The sequence below is a fragment of the Polaribacter sp. Z014 genome (assembly GCF_023555435.1).
GTDB lineage: Bacteria > Bacteroidota > Bacteroidia > Flavobacteriales > Flavobacteriaceae > Polaribacter.
The window spans coordinates 1-342 of sequence record NZ_JALCZP010000146.1 but is presented as its reverse complement, the minus strand read 5'-3'; the positions used below and the strand labels follow the sequence as shown (position 1 = coordinate 342).

Here is a 342-nt window from a genome sequence, read left to right as displayed (position 1 = left end):
CTTAAAGCAACGGTCTGGTAGTTCAGCTGGTTAGAATACCTGCCTGTCACGCAGGGGGTCGCGGGTTCGAGTCCCGTCCAGACCGCGAAAAGCACCTCATTTATGAGGTGCTTTTTTCGTTTAAAGACTTTTTTTATTTGAGTTTTAAAAATAAATTTTTAGATAAAGTCCATCAATTGTGGTATTTAAGATTGTGTTGTAAATAATTTTACATTTAAAGAGAAATAAAGCTTTTTTTTTATAAAAAAGATGTTATATTTGCAACCGCTTAAAGCAACGGTCTGGTAGTTCAGCTGGTTAGAATACCTGCCTGTCACGCAGGGGGTCGCGGGTTCGAGTCCC

Annotated in this window: 1 tRNA gene; it reads left to right on the top strand. The window is 39.5% G+C overall.

Annotation, left to right across the window (positions count from 1 at the left end):
- Positions 1–11 precede the first annotated feature (11 nt).
- Positions 12–85 (top strand) — tRNA-Asp (locus tag MPF19_RS19250).
- Positions 86–342: the final 257 nt, after the last annotated feature.